Genomic DNA, 19283 nt, shown 5'->3' with positions numbered 1-19283 from the left:
CTGTGCGTCTGGCTCTTTTAATTAAATTATTTTTGTTGTTTTTTGGCTTTAATATATGTATTAGCTAACTGTCCACAAGCTGCTTTAATCTCTCTACCATGAGAAACTCTCATGGTAACTTCAAGTCCTGTTTGCTCTAATTGATGTTTGAACGCAACCATTTCTTGTTTTTGTGGTGCTCTAATTTTTGAATTACTCGTCGGGTTGTATTGCAGCACGTTAATCATAACATTTTTGCCCTTAAACCATTTTGCAAGTTGCCTTATATCTGAGGAACGGTCATTTATACCTGGTAAAAGCAAATACGCAAATACCACTTTTCGATTATGCCTTTGTGAATAGGACAATGCTTGCTTAACAACATCTTCAATAGCGTACATGTGCATATGAGGAATGATACAGTTTCTCGCAGCCTGTGTTGCTGCATGTAAAGATATTGTCAACTGAATTTTTAGATGTTCTTCGCGCAATTTTTTTAATTGATTAACTGGACCAACTGTTGATACGGTAATGCCGTCGGTTGGAAAGTTAAGTCCATTTCTATCTCGAAGAATATGGATTGCTGCAATCAAGTTGTCGTAATTGAATAAAGGTTCTCCCATTCCCATAAAAACGATACGATTTACTTTTTGACGTATCAATATGACCTGCTGCACAATTTCAGACGGTGTTAGATTACGAACAAAACCATTGCGTCCGGACTCACAAAAAATACAGCCAACAGAACAACCAACTTGCGTACTTACGCAAACAGTCCCACCATCTCGCCGTTTAATAAAAACCGTTTCGATATACCTGTTGTCTTTCAATTCATAAACATACTTTTCAGTATCGCTACTTTTATAGACTTTTTTTGTTGATATTGATAGATTTTTTTGTGAAATGGCTGTTTATATAATTCCGTATATAAGGCTCTTGCTTTATCCTCTCCAATTACTTCCGACATTTCTTTGTAAGTAAATCCGTATGGGTCATTCAATATTTCCGTAGGTGTACTTTTAGGTAAGTGTTTCATTTAATATCCTTCCTTTTCAAAATTAAAAAGTTTGTTTTTCAGAGTTTTTGATTATGATTTCTAATTTTTCAAAAAAGCCCATATTGAAAATGGGAAAAATCTTTTTTGATTTCAATGCTTATCGAATACGCATGCTATGTAACATAAACATTTCCCCCTTTTAATAATACTATACAAAAAAAGCGGCTAGTTGTCAACATATACATATGAATTATTTTGGCTAACTGATAGAACAGTGTAGACATATCCAACAGAAAAGGGGAACAGTAAAATGTAACTGGGTGAATGAATATGGCAAAAAGACCAGTACCAAAATACGACTTCAAGGCTTTTGGAGCAGCGATAAAGGAAGCGCGAACGGACAGGAAAGAGAGCCGCAAGAAAGTATGCGACGAAATGTTTATCTCTCCCCGCTACCTTGCGAATATAGAGAACAACGGGCAGCACCCCAGTTTGCAGATTTTCTTTGAGCTTATGCTCCGTTACAATATATCCGTAGACCAGTTCCTTTCAGACAAACCCGCCGAAAAGAACACACAGCGGCGGCAGCTTGACGCGCTGCTCGACGGGATAAGCGATACGGGGCTTCGGATTGTGACAGCCACCGCAAAAGAGATAGCGGAAGTCGAAAAAGAGGGCGAATGAGAACGTCCCACAAAATTGAATATGGATTTTAGGAAGCGTTGTAATCTTTGCAGATTGCAGCGTTTTTCTTTTGCGTAAGTTTGGCAAAATCAAGGTTTCTTCCGTAGTAGGGATAAAGGGAGAAAGTTTCTTAGCAAGCATAGGAAAGGGGTACCCTTTCCGTATTTTCGCCCTCCTGCGCTGCGGCGTGTCGGACTAAAATTGCTTGTTGGGAAGTGTCCCAAACCCTCTAAAAAACGGAAAGGAGCGTGAACGCATGGACGGCAGGAAACGGACAGTGCAAATCAAATTCAGGGTAACAGAGGAAGAACGGGCGTTGATTGAGCAGAAAATGAAGCTCGTCCCTACCCGGAACATGGCTGGCAGTGATGCTCATGATGTTTTCTCCTGTGGGTGACGGGGGCATCTCCCCGATTTGTCTTTTGCCTTTGGCGGTCAAGCGGCACGCTTGCCCACTGGTTTTCGCCAGAAAACCATAGTGGGCTATGACTCGCCTTTGAGTCGAGATTCCCGGCGGATGGTCAGCGCATCCTTGAGCGACGGCGTTCCGGCACGGCTTCCGGCTCTTGCCGGATGTGTTGGTCATGCTCGGCCTGCTGGCGGCCTTCCTCTTCCTGACGCTCTCGCTCCTGCTGTGCCTTTTCCTGCTGACGCTGGAGCTGTTCGGCTCGCTTGCGCTCCACAAAGTCGATATGCAGCGGGCGGATTTCCGGCTGACGCAAAAACTCCTGATAACCTGCCATGACCTTTTTCATTTTTTTCAACTGCGCCTCCAGCTCCACCTTTTCCTCATGGCTTTGTTTCCTGTGAGCCGTGTATTCCGCTTCAAGCTGTGTCTGTTTTTCGCGTAACTCTTCCATTTCCATTTGCAGGTTTTCTTTTTGCTTCTGAGTAATGTGCGTGACGGCAAGCGCCTTTTTCAACTCGGCAATGATGAGGGATGCTTTTTTCAGCACGGACTGGTAATTGAAAAGGGATGCCTTGGGGAGAGATGAATCTTCCCGAAGAATTTTTTCCGCCTCCTCAGCCTGTTGCTCATACATTTCAATGCTCTTTTTCAGTTCTTCTTCACGCTGTTCCAGAGCATCAAGAATTTGCCGGGAACTTTGAGCAAGCTCTTCGGATTCCAGAATCAGATTGTTCAGGGCCTCCTGTTGCTGCTTGAACTCACGCGTATCCAGATGCTTTTTCGCGGAACCGGGCTTCTGCTCGACGCCGCGCTGAATCTCGAAGCCACGGCCTTGTAGATAGAGGGGGAGTTCAGTTTGCAGTTTTTTCAGACTGGCGCGGGTATAGATGCTGTTGGCGCTGAGTCGTCCGTCCGGCGTCACCGGCACATGAAGGAAGTGCATGTGCGGCGTTTTTTCATCCATATGAACCATCGCAGAGATGACATTTTCCTTGCCGACAAAATCAGTGAGATAGGTTGTGGCTTCCTCAAAAAAGCGCCTGGTTTCGTCTTTGCCGATGCGGGTGAAGAACGATTTGTCCGAACTGACAATCAGGCCGCACAGATGCACGGCGTCCTTGCGGACAGCCTTGACCATGAGCAGGTCGTCAATGCGATTCTGGATGGCCTGCGCGTAGCTGTCGGAGGTTGATTCATGAAGGTCGTAGTTTCCCGCACTTCGGCTGTAGTCGATGTCGGGGTTGGAATGGCTCTCGCGTTCACGCCGGTTGTGCGACTGAATGCCGCGAACGGCGTCCTTTTTGAACTTGCTCATGTGCAGGACGAGTGTGGACATAATGAAACTTCCTTATCCTGTAGGAAACAGGTGTCCCGCTGTACCGCCGCTTAAGCACCGGTACAGCGGGACACCTGAAAATAGGCTCAATCAAGACCTTCCAGTTTTCTTTTCATTCTGTGGACAGCCGATTTCGATTTGCCCATTTCCTCGGCACAGTCACGGATGCTGTAGCCTTCATCCAAGAGCCTTTTCAGCTCCTCCATCTCCACGTCCTCAATTTCCCGAACCTGCCAATGCAGGGCATTGCCCTCGGTAATCAGGTTGGCCTCAAAGGGCTTGGCGTCATCGCCGAGAATGCCCCTGGCTTTGGTCAGATGAACCTCAAACCTCGCGCCTTCGGCCATTGCGTATTCCCTGGGCCTGCGGAGGCTGATGACTGTATCCATGATGTCCTCTTTGGCGCTGGTGCCGCGCTGGTCGCCAGACTTTCCGGCATGGTGAATCAGGAGAACGGTGATGCCCCTGCGACGAAGATCCAGAAGCCACGCCTGCATGGCCTGCCAAGACTGCGATTCGTTTTCCTTGCCCGTGCGGCAGAGTGTTGCGATATTGTCCAGCACAACCATGTCCACGCCTTTCAGAAGAGGCTCAATCATGGCCTGCCCGTTGGGCGTGGACAAATCCGGCATGGCGCACGGCTGCAAGTCCGGCGTGATGAGTGAAAGGTTTTTCAGCGCCTGCGGCGGGATGGACATACCCCCCACAAGGGATGACAAACGGCTCTGCATGGACGTGGCGGGCATTTCACCGTCCACATAGAGCGTCTTTTTGGGCATGGGCGCGCGCCAGTTGAACACCGCGCCGCCGGAGGCGACGGCCACGGCCACGCTCAGGGCGGCGAAGGTCTTGCCCACACCTCGCGGGGCATAAAGGATGCCTATTCCCTGAACCGGCAGGATGGGCGATAGAAGGTAACCCCGGTCGGGTATCTGCATGGACAGAAACTCGCTCATGTCCAGGGCGACAAGACCGTGCTGTTTGGTCAGGGCTGCTTCCAGTTGAGAACGGACGGCTTCAAGGCCCTCAATCTGGTGGAGGTCATTGAAATCTGTGCCATTGCCGCTGGTAAAGTGGGGAAGCACAAGTTGAGCGTTTGCGAGCCGGGCCGCTTCTCCGCCTCTCTTGCGTCCGGTTTCGTCTTTGTCGCCGCAAATGATGATTGAGCTGGCTGGAAACTGTTCTTTTACGCTCTTGGCAACTGGTGCAAGATTATTTGCGGAAAAGGCCACATAGACCGTCCAGTCAGTGGCAAGATGGATGCTTGCGCCAGTGGCAAAGCCTTCGCAGATGGCTATCGACTTTTCCGGCTGACCCGGAATGATGAACCTGCCGTCTGAAACCTTGCCGCCAACGAGGAAACGCTTGGTTCCATCAGAGTAAATGCGTTGCAGGCTTTGCAGATTGTTTGCGGCATCCAGAACCGGGATAAGCAGAGTACCGTCCCGCGATTGCCGTATGCCTTCCAAAGCTGGAATGCCCTTGCGCCGCAAGTAGGGATGGCTGGCGTCGCACGCTCTTGCCGCATTCCATTCCTGTCTGGCCTGCTGGGCCGCTTCCGCATGGCGTCTGGTACATTCTTCTTCCCGCTGTCGCCGGATGGATTGCTGGCGTTCCTGCCATGCGGACATTTCCGCAAATGAAAGCGTCTGCTTTTCTTCGGCGCAGAACGTGCCCTGGTCGTCGGTTTCCCAGTTGCACCACCAGAGAGTGGCCGGTTTGTCCAGATGGGCTATATACGCGCCATTCCGCTTATGGGGCTTGCCTTCTGTGGGGCAACGATGAAGATTGCCGTCAGCAAAAATTTCTTCAGGGACAAGGCCATGCTGACCAAGCACATCATGGAAAGTGTGGAGAAGATCATTCATGGCCTTCTCCTTCCTTACCGGCGTTTTCAATGAACGCCTTGATGTCCTCGGCGCGCCAGACGGTCGTGCGCGGGCCAAGCTTCAATGGCTTTGGATAGCGGCCGGTTGCACAGCCTTTCCACCATGCACTTTTGCTGATGGGGAAAAATTCAAGAATCTGGTGAAGCCTGAGAAAACCTGTGGTGGGTATTTGAGTTGCCATAGCATTACCTCCGTATCAAAATGGTCTTTACGGAGTGCTATAGCATTTTTATTCAATTAATCCACATTGTTGATGAAGTACGATACCGTGCTATGTGGTTCGATGCAGTCCGATACAGTTCGATAGAGGTGCAGGGAAAAGAGAAAAATTTTTGTGGCAAGCAATTTTTGGGCGCAGATAAAAACGGCAAGGCGTCGCAGCCGATCTGCCGCAACGCCACGCCATAAATTTGAAAGTTTTGCTTACTGAATTATTTCAGTGAATTGGATGTATCCTGATTTCGCAATTCGTCCAGATAATCAGCCCACCTCTGAAGCAATTCACGTCGTTTATCCAGATATGACGCATGGTTGTACGCATCCCGAACGGTATTCTGCTCTTTGTGGGCAAGCTGGGCCTCAATGATGTCGCCGTCAAAGCCCCATTCCAGCTTTTTTTCATTCAGGATGGTGGAGAACATGGCGCGGAAACCGTGGATGGTCATTTCTTCCTTGCTGAAACCCATTCGGCGGATACCGTTCAAAAGCGCCATATCGGAAATACATTGCGAGGCTGAATGCCGTCCCGGAAAGCACAGTTCGCCTGTACCTGTGAGCAGATGCAGTTCGCGGAACAGCCTGACCGCCTGAGTGGGCAGGGGCACGGCATGGGCAATGCGCATCTTCATGCCGCCGCCATCCTTGGCGTTTTCCCTTCTGGCGGCAGGCACAATCCAGAGCGCCTTGTCCAGATCAATCTCTGACCACCTGCCGCCGCGAAGCTCGGCGCTCCGCAACGCCAGATAGGGCAATATCTTGAGCGCATAACAGACAACGGCTCCGCCCTGATATTCGTCTATGCAGCGCAGGAGATGGCCGACAGCGGCGGGATCGGTCATGGTGGCGTAATGCTTTGTCTGGATTGGCTTGAGGACTTCCTTGAGACCGTCAGCCGGGTTGAAGACGATATAGCCGCAGGTGCGGGCAAAACGGCATATCTGCCCGGCGGTTTCGGCCAGTTTATGCGCCGTTACCGAATGACCCGCGGCTTCCACCGGTCTGATTGCGCCCAGAATATCGGTTGGCACAAGTTTGCTGATGGGCTTTTCACCAATCCGCTCATTGAGCAGGGAAATGAGCCATTGTTTTTTCTTGATATTGGCCGCCGCATAGGAATCCTGCTTTGTGGCGAACCATTCCTGAGCGACGACGGAGAAGGTCAACGCTTGTTCACGCGCCGCCGCTTCGGCTTCTTCCTTGGCGGCCTTTTTCTGAGCGCCGGGATCAATGTCGTTGGCAAGCAGTTCCTTGGCCTTGTCGCGCTTGCGGCGGGCATCCTTCAGGGAGACGGCGGGATACGCGCCAAAGCTGAGCGTCTTTCTTTTTCCGGCATAGCGGTAATCCATCCGCCACAATTTCCCGCCGGAAGCGGAGAGGTAGAGGTACAAGCCTTCTGAGTCAGCGAGCTTCGCCGGAGTACCGTCGGACTTCAAATTCCTGAGCATGATGTCGGTCAGTGGCATGGCTAAAATCCTTTGCTGGCAAGGGGTTGCAGGGGGACGGTATTTTTCGGGCCTCGTTTCCTCCATGTTGGCTCATACCGCTGCAAATACCGTCATTTTTGTTGGTTCTCCCCGTTTCCCACGACACCTCGCTGGACATAGCATTGCCCAAAAAGCCAAGTCCCGCAAGGCTTTTTGAACCTTGCGGGACTTGATTGGATTCTTGGTTGGTGCCGAAGGGGAGATTTGAACTCCCACGGGGGAACCCCCACTAGACCCTGAACCTAGCGTGTCTACCAATTCCACCACTTCGGCGCGAAAAGAGTTCTAGCGAAAAGCCTCCACTTTGGCAAGCTCTTTTTTTGATTTCTGAGAAAAATTTTTCTCCGAGAAGGAAAAACAACGCTAACAGGGTATTATACCAAGCTTTTCTGGAAAAGAACAGTGTAAACGAGAGCTGCCGTTCCCAGCCTCTTCTTGCAATGCTCATTCCCTACGCCACGTTTCCCTATAGCCCCAGACAGGTTTCAACGTGTTTCCGCTCTTGTGGAACAGATCCGGCAGGAACCTCTTTGTAAAAATATTTTTACCAAAAAAACGGTAGGTTGTTCCGCTTGAATAGGGTATGAGGCATATTTCGTGCCGTGCCGGGGAATGTCTCCCCCCGCCGCTTTCCATCCTTTGGGAACGGCTTCGTGCGGCGACCGGCGAACCCCAACACGTTTGCAATGATTCAGGTGTCTGCCCATGCGACGGATTTTATGGAGCATCATCTCCCTATGCCTTGTCCTTCTCAGCCTCGCGCTGCTTCTCCGGTTCCATGATGATGCCGAACCGCTTCCAGCTCCCCTCGAAAACGTGATTTCCCATGTGGAAGGCATGTTGTCCCTGTCTCCCGAACATGCCATAGACGGATTCGGGCAGGACGAGGGCACGGAAGCGCACAACGAGGAAACCGGGGAGGAAAACACCGAAGAACCTGAAGTCTATGAGGATAATCCGCGCTACACCATCGAACAGAACCCTGAACAGGGGGAAATCCTCCGCAGCGAGATCCAGAAAGGCGACACGGCGGGAAAAATCCTTGGTGACTGGATGGATGCAAACGAGCTTGCCGATCTGCTCGCGGCGGCCAAGCCGGTATATGCCCTGACCAAGGTTCGTTTCGGCCAGCCCTTTGCTATTGTCCGTGATCCGCAAACCAAGGCGTTCCGGTGTTTCAAGTACGAAATCAATCAGGAAAGATACCTCGTCGTTGAGAAGAAGGACGACCGTTTTGCCGCCCGGCTTGAAGAGATCGACTACCAGACTTCACTGGCGGTCATCAAAGGTGGGATCAAAAGCACACTCTCCGAAGCCGTGACCGAGCAGGGTGAAAGTGTAGCCTTGGCTATTGCCCTTGCGAAGGTCTTCGCTTCCGAAATCAATTTCATCAGCGATCTGCGGGAAGGCGATACCTTCGAGGTTCTGGTGGAAAAGCGTTTCCGCCATGATGCGTTTGAGGGGTATGGGCGCGTGCTCGGTGCGAAATTCACCAATCAAAACAAACTGTATACGGCCTATCTGTTCCACAACGAACGCGGTCGGGAAACATACTACAATGCGGAAGGCGACAACCTCCACCGGGAACTGCTCAAAGCCCCGCTCTCGTTCCTGCGCGTGACATCGCGTTACAGCATGGCGCGCCGGCATCCGGTCTTCGGCAACACCCGGCCCCATCAGGGCATTGATTACGGCGCCCCCACCGGAACTCCCATTATGGCCGTAGGCGACGGGGTCATTACCAAGATCGGGCGGGCCGGAGGCTACGGCAAACAGATCATTATCCGCCACGACAACGGGCTGGAGTCGCTCTACGGGCATATGTCCCGTTTTGCCAAAAACATGAAAAACGGCAAACGGGTACGGCAAGGACAAACCATCGGCTATGTGGGGGCGACGGGAACGGCGACCGGCCCCCATCTCGATTTCCGTATCCGAAAGCAAGGGCAGTTCGTCAATCCTGACAAGCTGATCATCCCCCGCGATCAGGCGCTGGAAAAGCGGCGTATGGCGGACTATAAGCTGATAGTCCATGCCGTGGACGACTATCTGGCGGGTAAGGATACGGCCAGCTACGATCCCGATACATGGTTTAAGGATGAAGACTAGTCGGCCTCTCGCATAGTGGTGCCGTCTGACGGCGAAAGGGCTCCCCTTTGCAGGCTATTCGCGGTTTCCCCCGTGGGCGCTGAACGTATTCCCGTTTCCCCGCTCAACCGTTCCAGTCCGCGTAGGGCATCACCTTCCCGATAGGGTCTGTTCACAAAAATAAAAAAATATTTTTTACAAATGGTTATATCCACTTTCGAGCGATGCCGAATGTTCCTTCCAACCCGCTTCAGTCATTGGAAAAACTCGGCATAGTGTGAACACTCCCTAGGCCGTGTCTTCGTTTAAGATATAATTATATGAAATTATTGAAATAATACATTTGTAACCTGAAAAATAGTTGAATAATTTCAATATATTATATATAATTAACGACACGCCCTAGCCGCCCGCAAAAAACGCCTTGCCGATGGTCCTTCGGCAAGGCGTTTTTTGCGGATACTCCGCACAGGCTGCTATGAAAGCACCATCTTCTTTTCTCCAGCCTGATATACGGCGGAAAGTTCCGCATACAGGCTCTTGATACGCTCAAAACGGGCCGCCGCTTCCGGCGTATCGCACAGGCTCATGATGGGGCGGCTTGTGTAGTAGCTGGAATCCTCCGCCGGGCTGGTGCAGTGGAACAGTTCCCGGATCATCTTCTGATCATGGGGGATATTAAAGTCCTTGCTCGTGTTCTCGTAGCCGAACAGGTAAAACAGTTCGGGGAAGCCGCTCCACGCGATGGCCGACGCGCACATGCAGCAAGGCTGATGCGTGGCGATGAAGATGCAGTCCTTGGGGTCGGGATGGCCCTGCAACTCCCAGAATTGCTTGATGGCGTAGACTTCGCCGTGCCAGAGCGGGGAAAACGCCTCCATATTGGTTTCGGCGAGGACGAGGGACAGATCATCCTTGCGCAGCACCGCCGCGCCGAAGACCTTGCAGCCGATGGAGACGCGCTTGCGGGTCAACGGGGCGACGTCGTATTCAATGACGTCCATCAGGCGGTTAAACAGCTTTTCCTGCATCGTGTTGCTCCTGTATCCCTGCGGCTGGCGCGGGATCATGGTGTTGTCGTATTCCCGTCCTCCTAGCAGATCCGCGCCGCCGGGAAAAGGCCATTCGCCCATGCGCGCCCTGAACCGGGGCGCCCGTATCCGGGCTGTGAGGGCTGCCATTCATCTACGGCACCCTGAGCCGGGGCCGTTTCAGCAGCTTCCCATAAAACCCTGCCCTATCCTCAGGCGGAACGCCACCCGCTCCGCGCCAAATGCCTCATCTTCAGCCCTGCCCTATCCGTATGCGGCTTATACTAAGGAAGATACGAAAGAAGGCCACGATGGGGCCCTACCCTATCATATGCAAACCATACGGGAAGAAAAGCTCGTCCTGCGACGGGAAGCCCCCTGCCCTTATCCATATACGGGCATGCTGCACACGTTTGGGCCACCCCTTTTTGCTTCCCCTTCGGCCTTTTTGATGCGGCGGCATCCCCCAAGCGGGAGACGTTCGCCTTTTCGATGCTTTTCTAAAAACTTATTTTGAATTTCATATAGTTAAAACACATTGTCCATTGCAAAAGCGAATCCCCCGGAATGGGGCGCACTGGATATTTTCCGCAATCCGGTGTAAGAATCGGTTCCGGCGAATCTGCACAACCATCTTTTTTCCATTGAGAATACGCCGGAACTTCACTCTTAACCCAACGGAACTTCACATGATGCGCCGCCTGATAGTTATCCTTTCCCTGCTCGTCCTTGCCGCCTTCCAGCCCGCACACAGCGCCCCGCTCAAACTCGGCGTCCTCCCCGCCGCCGACACCATCGTCCTGCACGTCGCCGCGGACGAGGGCCTCTTTGCCAAACAAGGGCTGGAAGTGGAGCTTATCCCCTTCCAGAGCGCGCTGGAACTCGGCGCAGCCATGCGGGCGGGGGCGCTGGACGGGCATTTCGGGGACATCATCAATGTCCTCATGCAGAATGAAAGCGGCTCGCCGCAGGCCATCATAGCGACGACCTCACACTCCTCGCCGGACAACCGCTGTTTCGGGCTCGTCGTCTCCCCCAAATCCAAGGCGCAAACGCTGGCCGACCTCAAAGGGAAGGACATCGCGGTTTCCAGCGCCACCATCATTGATTTCCTGCTCGTGCAGCTCCTCCAACAGGAGGGGGCCGCCCCCGACTTCCTGAACCGGCAGGATATCCGCCAGATCCCGGTACGCCTCCAGATGCTCCTGAGCGGCCAGATCGAATCTGCCCTGCTCCCTGAGCCGCTGGTGTCCCTTGTGGAAGCGAAAGGAGCGCGCACCATCCTGAACGACTGCAAGCTGAACACGCCTCTTGCGGTCATTGCCTTGAAACGCAACGTGCTCGACGCCCCCGGCGGCGCTCAGGCCGTGGCGAAATTCCGCGAGGCCCTCAGGGAGGCGGCGAAGCGCATCAACGAAAACCCCGATGCCTACCGCCCGATCATGGAGGCCAAGGGCCTGCTGCCCAAGGGCGCTTCCGCCAACTACACGATGGTGCGTTTCGACATGGCGCACACGCCGACCGGCCTGCCTTCGGAAGCGGACATCAAGGCGTTCTCGGATTGGATGAAGGCTAACCGCATCCTCAAAAAAGACCCCGCCTATGGGGATGTGGTCTTTCAGTGAGCCGCGCGTCCGATGCGGGCATCACCGTCCGTGATCTGAGCAAGGGCTACGGAGAAGGCCCTGTCCTGGACGGCCTTTCCTTTGATCTGCCCTCCGGGGAAACCCTTTCCGTCATCGGCCCATCGGGATGCGGCAAAAGCACCTTGCTCTATCTCCTCGCGGGGCTGGACAAGCCGGACCGGGGCACGGTAAGTACCGGGGAAGCCGGCAGGCGCGACAAAGGAAGGATTTCGTTCATCCTGCAGGATTATGGGCTCTTTCCGTGGAAGACGGTGCAGGAGAACCTTTCCCTGCCGCTGGAGCTTCAGGGAGCCGCACCGTCCACGCGCCGGAAAGCCGTCGCGGACATGCTGGACGAACTGGGGCTGGGCGGCTTGGGGATGCGCTATCCCGCGCAGCTCTCAGGGGGCCAGCGGCAGCGCGTCGCCATAGGCAGGGCCCTGATCACGAACCCGGACATCCTGCTTATGGATGAGCCTTTTTCTTCCCTCGACGCCCTGACCCGCGAACACCTTCAGACGACCGTGCTGTCGCTGTGGCAGCGCCGCCGTCCCACCTGCGTCCTCGTGACGCATAATGTTCCTGAAGCCGTGTTTCTTGGCAAGCACGTCATGGTGATGAACGGCCATCCCGCCCGCAGCGTCATGTGGCTGGAAAACCCCTGTTTCGGCGACGCGGATCCCCGCGGCGGGGAACGGTATTTCTCACTGACGAAAAAGGTGTACGCCGCCTTGTCGGAAACGAAGGATTTTTCATGTCCACGCTGATCATCCTCTTGCTGTGCGGCGCTGCGGGCGGCCTCATTTTTGAATGGTTCGGCCTTCCCGGTGGGGCCATGACCGGCGCCATCGTCGCCGTCATCCTTCTCAAGAGCTTTTCCTCGCTTCCTCAGGCGGCCTTTCCCCGGCCCTTCCAATTCTGCATCTATGCGGGCCTTGGCGTGCTGGTCGGCAACATGTACCGTCCGGAAATGCTGCTGGCCGTCCGGGACACATGGCCCGTACTGGTGATCAGCACCCTGCTGGTGCTCATCGCGGGGATGCTCATCGCCATTTTCGTCGTCAAATTCGGCAACCTCGACGTCACCAGCGCCTATCTCGCCACCAGTCCCGGCGGCCTGAACGTGGTGGTCGGCCTCGCCGCCGATATGGGGCCCAACGCCCCCATCGTGCTCGCCTACCAGATGGTCCGGCTTTACGCCATCATCCTCACGGTTCCCCTTGCCGCCCGGATTCTGCACAAATTCCTGAGCTGAGGCGGAAAACGGAAGGGGCGCTTCTCAAAACGCCCCATTTGAAATGCCCGGAACGATTACCCCGCAAGGGCTCCGATGCAGGATGAGTACAGGGAACCGCTTCAGGCACATAGCCTAGGCCGTCGTTATTTTATGGCTCTGTTATATTTATGGTTGTTTCATCTCCACAGTGCGATGAAAATACAGCCTTTTTCTCCGGTTTTCCCCTTGGCGGGAGCCACGGATAAGGCATTTTGCCGGTTATCCCTTTGGAGCTTCAAGAAAAAAGCATCAACCATTTTCTACAACACAGCCTATTTTATATAATCATTTGAAATTATTGAAAACAATCTTTTGTGGCTTGAAAAAACAATTAACTGATTTCAATAGATTATATCTAATCGACGACACGGCCTAATATGTCCGGGGGCGTCCGCCTTCCAAGGGTTTGGGAAAGGGCCGCAGGGAAGGATACGGGAACGTGCCCCCTCCCAGCGGAAGGCTCCGAAGCCTCTTGCAACAGTTATCTCTGGAGAGAGTAGGAAAAATCATGCGTGCCTTCTTCCGTTACCTGCTGGCGCTGGCGGCCTTGTTGGCGATCTGGCAGCTCGGATCGCTGGCGCTCGGCGAATTTCTGCTGCCGCGTCCGCTGGATGTGCTGGCCTATTTCGGGGAAGCGCTCACCACGGGCGCATTCTGGCAGCATGCCGGGGCCAGCGCATGGCGGGTGCTCTCCGCCATGAGCCTCGCATGGCTGGCGGCTTTCCCGCTGGGGCTCATTCTGGGCCATGTCCGTTCTGTGGACAATATGTTGTCCCCAATGGTCTTTTTGACCTACCCTCTGCCCAAGATCGTGCTGCTCCCCCTGTTCCTGACCCTGTTCGGGCTTGGGGATCTGCCCCGCGTCCTGCTCATTGCCCTGACCACGGGCTACCAGATCCTTGTCGTCACGCGGGCCAGCGCGCAGGGGCTCGACAAAAAATATCTCGATTCCTTCCGTTCCCTCGGCGGGACGCCGCTGCAGATGCTGCGGCATGTGCTCATCCCCGCCGCCTTGCCCGACGCCATGACCGCGCTCAAGGTCGCCAGCGGCACGGCGGTGGCGGTGCTGTTCATGGCGGAGTCCTTCGCCACGCGGCGCGGGCTTGGCTTTCTGATCATGGATGCGTGGGGGCGTGGGGATCAGCTTGAGATGTTTACGGGCATCCTCGCCATGAGCCTGCTGGGGGTGGCCCTCTACGAAGTGTGCAATCTGCTCGAAGCGCGCAGTTGCCGCTGGCGGAACTTCCATATGGCGGGGAAGCGTTGATGATGCCCGCGGAAATGCTCTGTGTGGCGGCTGGCGGGGCGCTTGGCGCGCTGTGCCGCCACCGCGTTTCGCTCTGGTGCGCCGATCGCTTCGGCAGGGCCTTCCCCTACGGGACATTGCTCGTCAACGTCTCCGGTTCGCTGCTGATGGGCCTGCTGGCCGGATGCTGGCAGCGCTGGGGGACGTCTTCCGCTGCCGCGCTGTTTGCGGGCGCTGGTTTTCTCGGCGCACTGACCACCTTCTCCACCTTCTCAATGGATACCTTCGCCGCCTTCCATGACGGGCATCCCGCCAAGGCGCTGCTCAACATGGCGCTGCATACGGCCTTGTGCCTCACCGCCACGGCTGCGGCCTATTTTCTCATTGTCGTGTAACAGGAATCACGCCATGATCCTTTCCAGAAATGCCATTGCCGTCATGTTCGGGGGCGGTGCGGGCGCGGTCTGCCGCACCATGCTAGGCTTCGCCATGATGGAAAAGCTGCCGTCCGGCTTTCCGCTGGGCGTATTGTGCGTCAATGTGCTCGGCGGGTTCCTGATGGGCCTGCTTCAGGGCTGGATGCGGCGCACGGGCAACACGTTCGCCTTGGGCTACTGCCTGCTCGGAACGGGCTTTTTGGGGGGCTTTACCACGTTTTCGACCTTCTCGCTTGATACCTTTCTGCTCTGGCGCTCCGGTGACGCACTCTCGGCGGCGCTGAATATAGCCCTTAACATGATGCTGTGCCCCTGCGCGGTCTGGGGCGGGTTTGCCCTGTCCGCTCCCCGCCCGGAACGCCCCGCCGCGTCCTCTTGAGAAGGTTTCCTATACTCTTCCGGCCTTTTCTGTTAGAAACTCCCCGTGAATCCCGGAATCCTTCCCGGAAAGGAAACGATATGCGTACCCTGCTGATGTTGCCCCTGCTCCTTCTGCCCTTTACGGCGCAGGCCGCCTCCCTGCTTCCGGGCGGCGACTATCCCGCCCCCGACTGCCGTTCCCCGCTGCGGCCCCTGCCCGGCGACGGCCCCATGGACTGGAGAATGTACCGCGCCGACATGGAAGCCTATCGCCAGTGCGTAGAGGCGTATCTCGCCACGGCCCGGCAGGACGCGGAACGTATCCGCAAGCGGATGGAAAAAGCCGTGCGCGAATACAATGAGGAGTCAGGGAACCTGTAGCACGGCAGCCCCGCCTCATGCGCATCTGACGTATGGCGGCCCCTCCTGCCTGTGGCGGGCAGCGCCGAAAGGCTTTTCTCCTTTTCTGGAGCGCCAGGCCCATCTTCCAATCTGTCCGTCACCTACTCCGAAGCCTTACGGGCGGTGCTGCGCCATCCCGCCGAGGCCGGAGAGCCGTTCCCGCGCGATGCTTTTCCGAACGGCCCCTTTATGCAGCAAACCGACCCGCCGTTGACGGCGAGGAGTTTTCCATGACACGAGTGCTTGCCTGTTTGGCCATCGGAGCTTGGGTTTTCCTGCTCTGGCCTTTTCCGATCACGACGTTTATGGCCATGTGCATGGCCTGCGTCACCTATCCGGCGTACCGCAAGCTGCACCGGAAAATGTCTCCCTCGTGGGCCATGACGACGTATACCGTGGGCCTCGCGGCCATCACGATCTTGCCGATCGCCACCGTGGTGTCGCTGGTGACGCCGCAAGCAGTCGCAGGGCTCAAAATTCTTGACGGCCTGCGCGATTCCGGCTGGATACACAGCCCGGAAGCGCAGGCATGGTTCGCCTCCGTGGATGCGTGGCTCAAAAACCTGCCGGGGCTTGAGGGCGGGCTGGATCAGCTTGCCAGTACCGCGGCGGGGCTTGCCGGGACTGCGGCCCGAACCGTGCTCGCGGGCGGCGTGGGCATTGCGGGCGGCGCCTTCCAAGCCGTGCTGGTGCTGTTCCTCTTCGTCATGATCACGATGATGTGCGTGACCCGCGCGGATCTTATCCACGAATTCGCCTGCCGCCTGACCCAGTGGCCTGCCGAAGTCATCAACCGCTTCGTTTCAACCATCCGTAAGGCCATCTTCGGCGTCTTGGTGGGGGTTGTGTTCGTCGCGCTCATCCAAGGGTTCCTCTGCGGTGTGGGCTTCGCCATTGCGGAAGTCCCCCAGCCTGCGTTCTGGGGCCTCATTGCCGCGTTCGTGGCTCCCATCCCCTTTGTCGGTACGGCTCTCGTCTGGCTTCCGGTGTGCATTTGGCTGTGGCTCACGGGCTCCACGGTGGCCTGTATCGGCCTTGCCCTCTGGTGTGCGCTGGTCGTAGCCGGGGTGGATAACCTGCTTCGTCCTTTCTTCCTCAAGACCGGGATCGACGCGTCGGTCGTTACGCTGATCCTGTCCATCCTCTGCGGCCTCGCCGCATTTGGGCCGGTAGGCGTCTTTGCGGGGCCTGTGCTCGTCGCCGTCGCCATTCAAGCGGGCAATGAAAGCACCCTCTCCCGCAGGCACTAATCATAATGGTTCCATAAACCCGAAAGGCGGGTATCCCCCGCCTTTTCTTTGGCCGAACGTACAGGTTTATCCAAAACATAAGGCTGTGTCATAGAAAATGGTTGGTGCTTTTTTCCTTGAAGTTCCAAAGGAATAACCAACAAAGTACCTTAACCATAGATTCCACCAAGGGGAAAACTGGAAAAAAAGGCTGTATTTTACCGTGCTGTGGAGATGAAACAATCACATACTATGACACAGCCAAACATAAAAAATAAGGCCCTGTCATGGCATGTGGTTGCTTCATCTCCACAGTATGGTGAAAAGAGAGGCTTTTTCCCTCGCTTTCCCGCTGACGGATTCTATGGTTGGGGGATTTTATTGGTTATTCCCTTGGAATTTTTTTGGAAAATAAGGTATCAACCATTTCCTATGACACAGCCCAAATAAATTCTTACATTCTTGGCAATACGAAACCTTCCCTCTAGGCCGTGTCGTCATTTTACATATAATTATTTGAAGTTATTAAAATAATCTTTTTATAACTTTAGAACAATCAAATAACTTCAATATATTATATAATTGGCGACACAACCTAGATACCATCCTCCAGCATCAAAAAGCCCGCTCATTCTTTCATCCCCCGGCAACAAACGGGCACCGCATGGACGGCTCAAACCGCAACGAGGCATTCGCACACGTACATTTTGTGGAAACGATCCCCACACTGAGGGCCCAAGCAGTTCAGGGCGTTATCTGTTTTCTACAGCTACATATAATGGTTTTACCATCAAGGCACACGTCCACCGCAGCGTCTCCCCATACATCCGGCCCTTCGGAAAAAACGATCTGGAAACAAACCTCTTTTCAAGGCCGCTTTTCCCCGTATTTCAGCAAACGCATTTTCCCCATCCAAAGGCGGTACAAATTTTTCATCTTCAATAAGTTCTTCATTTTGCACGGTTCGGCAACGAATGAGGCCCAAACCGCTCCAATAAGCCAAAAAGTAAAGAACTTTGTACCAAATCAAGGTATTTACAACCTTTTGCCTGTGGCTATTATGGAAGAAGCAGTTTGACCGAGACTGTTCCCACATATGTTATAAAGGAGTTTTTACATGTCGCACAAATACAAGATGCTGCCACTCGCTGCCGTCATGCTCGTCATGTCACTGGTCTTTTCGGCACAGGCCGCACCCGTGGTTCCTGACTTCGTCCCGCTGGTCCAGTCCGCCGGTAAGGCCGTCGTCAATATCAGCACCGAAAAAAAAGTCATGCAGCGGGGGGGCATGCCTTCCGAAATGTTCCGCGGGCTTCCCCCGGAGTTCGAGCGCTTTTTTGAACAGTTTGAAGGCAGAGGCCGCAGCGCCAAGCCCCGTACGCAGCGCTCCCTCGGCACGGGCTTCCTCATTTCCTCCGACGGCTACATTGTGACCAACAACCACGTGGTCGCCGGCGCGGACACCGTCCTCGTCAACCTTCAGGGGAGCACCGGCAAGGAGCATTCCCTCAAGGCTCAGGTCATCGGAACCGACGAAGAAACCGACATCGCCCTCCTCAAGGTAAAGGCCGACGCGCCCCTGCCGTTCCTGAACTTCGGCAACTCCGACAAGATGGAAGTGGGCGAATGGGTTCTCGCCATCGGCAACCCCTTCGGCCTTGGCCACACCGTTACTGCGGGCATCCTGAGCGCCAAGGGCCGCAATATCCAGTCCGGGCCGTTTGACAACTTCCTCCAGACGGACGCCTCCATCAACCCCGGCAACAGCGGCGGCCCCCTGATCAACATGGAAGGCAAAGTCATCGGCATCAACACGGCTATCATCGCCAGCGGTCAGGGCATCGGCTTCGCCATCCCGAGCAGCATGGCCGAGCGCATCGTCAGCCAGCTCAAGCAGGACAAAAAGGTCAGCCGCGGCTGGATCGGCGTCACCATTCAGGACGTGGATGAAAACACAGCCAAGGCCCTCGGCCTTCCCGAAGCCACTGGCGCTCTCATCGGCTCCGTGATGCCCGACGAACCCGCCGCCAAGGGCGGCATGAAGGACGGCGACGTAGTCCTCGAAGTCAACGGCCAGAAGATTGACGATTCCAGCGCCCTGCTCCGCGCCATCGCTACGGAAACGCCCGGCTCCAAGGTCAAAATGGTTGTGTGGCGTGACGGCGAACGCAAGACCATCACCGTCCAGCTCGGCGAACGGAACCTCAAGGCATCTTCCGGCAAGTCCGGCACCGTTGAGCGGGATGCCCCGTCCATCGGCCTGTCCGTCCGGCCCCTGACCAAGGAAGAAGCCCGTGCCGCCAACGTCAAGCCCGGCACCGGCCTCCTTATCGTGGACGTCGAACCCGGCAAGCTGGCCGCCGAAGCGGAACTCCGGGAAGGCGACATCATCCTGAGCGCCAACCTGAAGCCCATCAAGTCCGTGGAAGAATTCAGCAAGATCCTCCGTGAGGACACCAAGAAGCGCGGGGTCATCATGCTCCAGCTCCAGCGTCAGGGACAGACCTTCTTCCGCTCCTTGGCTTTGAGCGACACATCCGACAGCGACAAGAAGTAAGCAGGCCGCACGCAACCGGATAACCAAGAGGGGGG

The 19283-nt window shown here is 55.0% G+C and carries 20 protein-coding genes and 1 tRNA gene; 13 read left to right on the top strand and 8 right to left on the bottom strand.

What is annotated here, in order from left to right; genetic code table 11:
• Nucleotides 1-26: 26 nt before the first annotated feature.
• Nucleotides 27-809 carry a radical SAM protein gene (locus ACZM8Y_RS06295; RefSeq protein ID WP_489501670.1) on the bottom strand — a complete coding sequence of 261 codons (783 nt, stop codon included), beginning with the start codon at nucleotides 807-809 and terminating at the stop codon, nucleotides 27-29.
• Complete coding sequence (locus tag ACZM8Y_RS06290; protein WP_083803363.1) at nucleotides 806-1015, bottom strand: hypothetical protein; 210 nt, start codon at nucleotides 1013-1015, stop codon at nucleotides 806-808. The genes ACZM8Y_RS06295 and ACZM8Y_RS06290 overlap by 4 nt, the downstream gene beginning before the upstream one ends.
• Nucleotides 1016-1300: 285 nt before the next feature.
• Here ACZM8Y_RS06290 and ACZM8Y_RS06285 point away from each other — a divergent pair, with 285 nt between their 5' ends.
• Nucleotides 1301-1660: a helix-turn-helix domain-containing protein gene (locus ACZM8Y_RS06285; protein ID WP_489501669.1), complete on the top strand. Its 360-nt coding sequence runs from the start codon at nucleotides 1301-1303 to the stop codon at nucleotides 1658-1660.
• A 256-nt stretch (nucleotides 1661-1916) separates the two neighbouring features.
• The gene (locus tag ACZM8Y_RS06280) at nucleotides 1917-2057 is read left to right on the top strand and encodes a plasmid mobilization protein (RefSeq protein ID WP_462485765.1); all 141 of its coding nucleotides are present in this window, start codon (nucleotides 1917-1919) and stop codon (nucleotides 2055-2057) included.
• Between the two features lie 124 nt (nucleotides 2058-2181).
• Here ACZM8Y_RS06280 and mobV read toward each other — a convergent pair whose 3' ends face one another.
• The 5 genes from mobV to ACZM8Y_RS06255 all read right to left on the bottom strand — a co-directional run bounded on the left by mobV (nucleotide 2182) and on the right by ACZM8Y_RS06255 (nucleotide 7270).
• Nucleotides 2182-3405 (bottom strand): MobV family relaxase, encoded by a 1224-nt coding sequence (mobV, locus tag ACZM8Y_RS06275; protein WP_337381546.1) that lies wholly within the window; start codon nucleotides 3403-3405, stop codon nucleotides 2182-2184.
• 86 nt (nucleotides 3406-3491) lie between these two features.
• The gene (locus ACZM8Y_RS06270) at nucleotides 3492-5273 is read right to left on the bottom strand and encodes an AAA family ATPase (RefSeq protein WP_302985252.1); all 1782 of its coding nucleotides are present in this window, start codon (nucleotides 5271-5273) and stop codon (nucleotides 3492-3494) included.
• The gene (locus tag ACZM8Y_RS06265; RefSeq protein ID WP_302552367.1) at nucleotides 5266-5475 is read right to left on the bottom strand and encodes a helix-turn-helix transcriptional regulator; all 210 of its coding nucleotides are present in this window, start codon (nucleotides 5473-5475) and stop codon (nucleotides 5266-5268) included. Before ACZM8Y_RS06265 ends, ACZM8Y_RS06270 begins: the two co-directional genes overlap by 8 nt.
• 250 nt (nucleotides 5476-5725) lie before the next feature.
• Nucleotides 5726-6976, bottom strand: a complete 1251-nt coding sequence (locus ACZM8Y_RS06260; protein WP_302552368.1) for a tyrosine-type recombinase/integrase — start codon at nucleotides 6974-6976, stop codon at nucleotides 5726-5728.
• A gap of 207 nt (nucleotides 6977-7183) precedes the next feature.
• A tRNA-Leu gene (locus tag ACZM8Y_RS06255) sits at nucleotides 7184-7270 on the bottom strand.
• A 432-nt stretch (nucleotides 7271-7702) separates the two neighbouring features.
• Here ACZM8Y_RS06255 and ACZM8Y_RS06250 point away from each other — a divergent pair.
• Nucleotides 7703-9106 (top strand): peptidoglycan DD-metalloendopeptidase family protein, encoded by a 1404-nt coding sequence (locus tag ACZM8Y_RS06250; protein WP_482333717.1) that lies wholly within the window; start codon nucleotides 7703-7705, stop codon nucleotides 9104-9106.
• Nucleotides 9107-9561: 455 nt separating this feature from the next.
• Here ACZM8Y_RS06250 and ACZM8Y_RS06245 read toward each other — a convergent pair whose 3' ends face one another.
• Nucleotides 9562-10266, bottom strand: a complete 705-nt coding sequence (locus ACZM8Y_RS06245) for a nucleoside deaminase (RefSeq protein ID WP_337432250.1) — start codon at nucleotides 10264-10266, stop codon at nucleotides 9562-9564.
• Nucleotides 10267-10805: 539 nt separating this feature from the next.
• Here ACZM8Y_RS06245 and ACZM8Y_RS06240 point away from each other — a divergent pair.
• The 10 genes from ACZM8Y_RS06240 to ACZM8Y_RS06195 all read left to right on the top strand — a co-directional run bounded on the left by ACZM8Y_RS06240 (nucleotide 10806) and on the right by ACZM8Y_RS06195 (nucleotide 19248).
• Entirely contained in the window at nucleotides 10806-11741 is a 936-nt protein-coding gene (locus ACZM8Y_RS06240) for an ABC transporter substrate-binding protein (protein WP_482333720.1), read from the top strand.
• Entirely contained in the window at nucleotides 11738-12508 is a 771-nt protein-coding gene (locus tag ACZM8Y_RS06235) for an ABC transporter ATP-binding protein (protein WP_308771037.1), read from the top strand. Before ACZM8Y_RS06240 ends, ACZM8Y_RS06235 begins: the two co-directional genes overlap by 4 nt.
• A complete protein-coding gene (locus ACZM8Y_RS06230; RefSeq protein ID WP_308771038.1) occupies nucleotides 12496-12996 on the top strand; it encodes an AbrB family transcriptional regulator in 501 nt (166 codons plus the stop codon). Before ACZM8Y_RS06235 ends, ACZM8Y_RS06230 begins: the two co-directional genes overlap by 13 nt.
• A gap of 529 nt (nucleotides 12997-13525) precedes the next feature.
• The gene (locus ACZM8Y_RS06225; RefSeq protein WP_308771039.1) at nucleotides 13526-14284 is read left to right on the top strand and encodes an ABC transporter permease; all 759 of its coding nucleotides are present in this window, start codon (nucleotides 13526-13528) and stop codon (nucleotides 14282-14284) included.
• Nucleotides 14284-14658, top strand: coding sequence for a fluoride efflux transporter CrcB (crcB, locus tag ACZM8Y_RS06220; protein WP_482333723.1), 375 nt, complete (start codon nucleotides 14284-14286; stop codon nucleotides 14656-14658). The genes ACZM8Y_RS06225 and crcB (ACZM8Y_RS06220) overlap by 1 nt, the downstream gene beginning before the upstream one ends.
• A 13-nt stretch (nucleotides 14659-14671) precedes the next feature.
• On the top strand, nucleotides 14672-15079 hold the full coding sequence (crcB, locus tag ACZM8Y_RS06215; RefSeq protein ID WP_486850714.1) for a fluoride efflux transporter CrcB: 408 nt from the start codon (nucleotides 14672-14674) through the stop codon (nucleotides 15077-15079).
• A gap of 80 nt (nucleotides 15080-15159) precedes the next feature.
• Nucleotides 15160-15441 (top strand): UBX domain-containing protein 8, encoded by a 282-nt coding sequence (locus tag ACZM8Y_RS06210; protein ID WP_302552377.1) that lies wholly within the window; start codon nucleotides 15160-15162, stop codon nucleotides 15439-15441.
• Between the two features lie 251 nt (nucleotides 15442-15692).
• Nucleotides 15693-16712 (top strand): AI-2E family transporter, encoded by a 1020-nt coding sequence (locus tag ACZM8Y_RS06205; RefSeq protein WP_302552378.1) that lies wholly within the window; start codon nucleotides 15693-15695, stop codon nucleotides 16710-16712.
• Nucleotides 16713-17355: 643 nt separating this feature from the next.
• Nucleotides 17356-17769: a hypothetical protein gene (locus tag ACZM8Y_RS06200; RefSeq protein ID WP_489501666.1), complete on the top strand. Its 414-nt coding sequence runs from the start codon at nucleotides 17356-17358 to the stop codon at nucleotides 17767-17769.
• 39 nt (nucleotides 17770-17808) lie between these two features.
• Nucleotides 17809-19248: a DegQ family serine endoprotease gene (locus tag ACZM8Y_RS06195; RefSeq protein ID WP_482333485.1), complete on the top strand. Its 1440-nt coding sequence runs from the start codon at nucleotides 17809-17811 to the stop codon at nucleotides 19246-19248.
• The last annotated feature ends 35 nt before the right edge of the window (nucleotides 19249-19283 follow it).

The organism is Bilophila sp., from assembly GCF_057864385.1.
The sequence above is the reverse complement of the archived record's forward strand: the minus strand, read 5'-3'. Positions and strand labels throughout refer to the sequence as shown.